This is a genomic window from Neorhizobium sp. P12A, assembly GCF_008365395.1.
Taxonomy (GTDB): domain Bacteria; phylum Pseudomonadota; class Alphaproteobacteria; order Rhizobiales; family Rhizobiaceae; genus Rhizobium.
The window spans coordinates 1-2,285 of the sequence record NZ_QOVX01000060.1 but is presented as its reverse complement, the minus strand read 5'-3'; the positions used below and the strand labels follow the sequence as shown (position 1 = coordinate 2,285).

The window sequence follows — 2,285 nt, the reverse complement described above, 5'->3', positions numbered from 1 at the left end:
GCAAATAAATTGCGAGGGCATATGTTATCACCTGACAAGGTTTCGAGAACCGATGCGCAATGGGATGACGACGCCCGGTCAGAGTTTATTGATTTTGATAAGCTGATAGCTGTCGCAAGGCGCCAGTGGCGCGTCGTTGCGGCTGCTGCCGTGGTGTTTTTTGTTCTTGGCCTGATCTATGTTTTTACGGCGGTACCTCAATATACCGCTGTTACGAACCTGCTCATCGATAAGGACAACAGCGACGTTGCCAATGAAGTCTCCACGCTGAGCGTAGGGGGCTTCACTGATGACGAAGGATCGGTTCTCAGCCAGGTGGAGCTGATAAAGTCCGATACGATCGCTCTTGCCGTCGTCGACAAGCTGAAGTTGCTCGACAATCCGATCTTCATGGATCCGTCTGCGTCACCGCTTAGCGTTTTGAAAAGGCTTCTCGATTTTAAGTCCTGGTTTGCCGACAGCGACGCCGCTGCTGAAACCGCTGAAGATAGGCGTGAGGACGCGGCTGCGGCACTCAGTGAAAACATGACGGTTGAAAGGGTGGGACGTACTTACGTTCTTTCCATCAGCTATACATCGCCATCACCCGATCTTGCCGCCCAGATCGCTGGTGCCATTGCCGATGCCTATCTCGTCGACAAGCTAAATTCGAAATATGATGCCACGCGCCGCGCGAGCGACTGGCTCCAGGGCCGCATCGACGAACTCCGCCAGAAGGCACTGGAGTCCGATTTGGCTGTCCAGAAGTTCATAGCCACCAACGGACTTGTCTCGTCGAACGGCCAACTTCTGAGCGATCAGCAGCTTACCCAATTGAACAGCGCCCTGATCGACGCGCAGGGGCAAACGGCACAGGCGCAGGCAAAATACGACCGCATTGAATCCATCATCGCCTCGGGCAAAACCGATGCGATCGTCGCGGACGTCCTCGATAGTCCGACGATTACGGATTTGCGCAAGAAATATCTGGATGCCTCCAAGGTAGAGGCGGATATTTCCAAGCGACTGGGTCAGGATCACGAACAGGCAGTCAGATTACGCGCAGAGATGAGCGAATATCAGCGGCTGATGTTCGAAGAACTCGGCCGCATTGCGGAAAGTTACAAGAGCGAACTCGATGTCGCGAAGACAAGAGAAAAGTCGCTGCAGGACAGTGTTTCGCAGGCAACTGGCATCTCGGCAACCGCGGGCGAAACCCAGGTTCAGCTTCGAGAACTGCAGCGCAACGCCGATACCTATCGCACGCTCTATCAGACATTCCTGGCCCGTTTCCAGGAAGCCACCCAGCAGCAATCCTTCCCGATCAGTGACTCGAGAATTATCACGAGGGCCACAGTCCCCGATGCACCGAGCAAACCGAAGAAACCCCTTATCCTGGCGGCCTCGCTTTTCCTCGGGCTCATGGTCGGCGCCGGCTTCGGCGCGTTCCGGGAGTTCAGGGATCGCTTCTTCCGCACCGGCGAGCAGGTCAGAGCCACTCTCAATCTGGAATATCTGGGCATCACGCCGCTGCTGCCGGCGACGGCTGCAGATGGGGCCGCCGCACAGGAGCCGGCAGGGCTTCGCCATGCGCATGGTGTGGCAAGCTACGTCGTCGACCATCCTCTTTCGGTTTTTGCCGAGACGATGCGCAGCGCCAAGATCGCCATCGATCTCGACGGCAACGAGCGGCGCAGCAAGCTGATCGGCGTGGTATCCAGTCTTCCGGGCGAAGGAAAATCGACCGTTGCGACGAACTTCGCCCATCTCCTGGCCATGCAGGGCGCCAAGACGCTGTTGATCGACGGTGACTTGCGCAATCCCGGCGCGACAAGGGCGATCGGCCGGCATGCCGAAGCCGGTTTGCTGGAAGCCATTCTCGAACACCGGCCGCTGCAGAACCTGCTTCTGGTCGATCCGAAGACGAAGCTTGCCTTCCTGCCGGCGGTCGTCAAGCGCCGCGTTCCCCACTCGTCCGAGCTTCTTGCCTCGTCCTCGATGAGCGCCTTGCTGGATATCGCCCGCGCCCATTTCGACTACGTCATCATCGACCTTCCTCCGCTCGGCCCGGTCGTCGATGCGAAGGCGATCAGCCCGCTGCTCGATTCTCTGCTCTATGTCATCGAATGGGGCAGAACCTCGCGCAAGGTGGTGCGGTCGACCCTTTTGACCGAGCCGGATCTCGTCGACAAATGTGCCGGTATCATCCTCAACAAGGTCGATACCGAAAAGATGAAGCTGTACCGGACCTATGGCTCAAGTGAATATTACTACTCGCGATACACGTCGTACTACCACGAGGCGTA

Annotated in this window: 1 protein-coding gene; it reads left to right on the top strand. The window is 57.4% G+C overall.

From position 1 onward, the window contains the following. Positions 1 to 21 precede the first annotated feature (21 nt). On the top strand, positions 22 to 2,285 hold a 2,264-nt coding region (locus DTW90_RS36810; RefSeq protein ID WP_149345040.1), incomplete at its 3' end, for a polysaccharide biosynthesis tyrosine autokinase.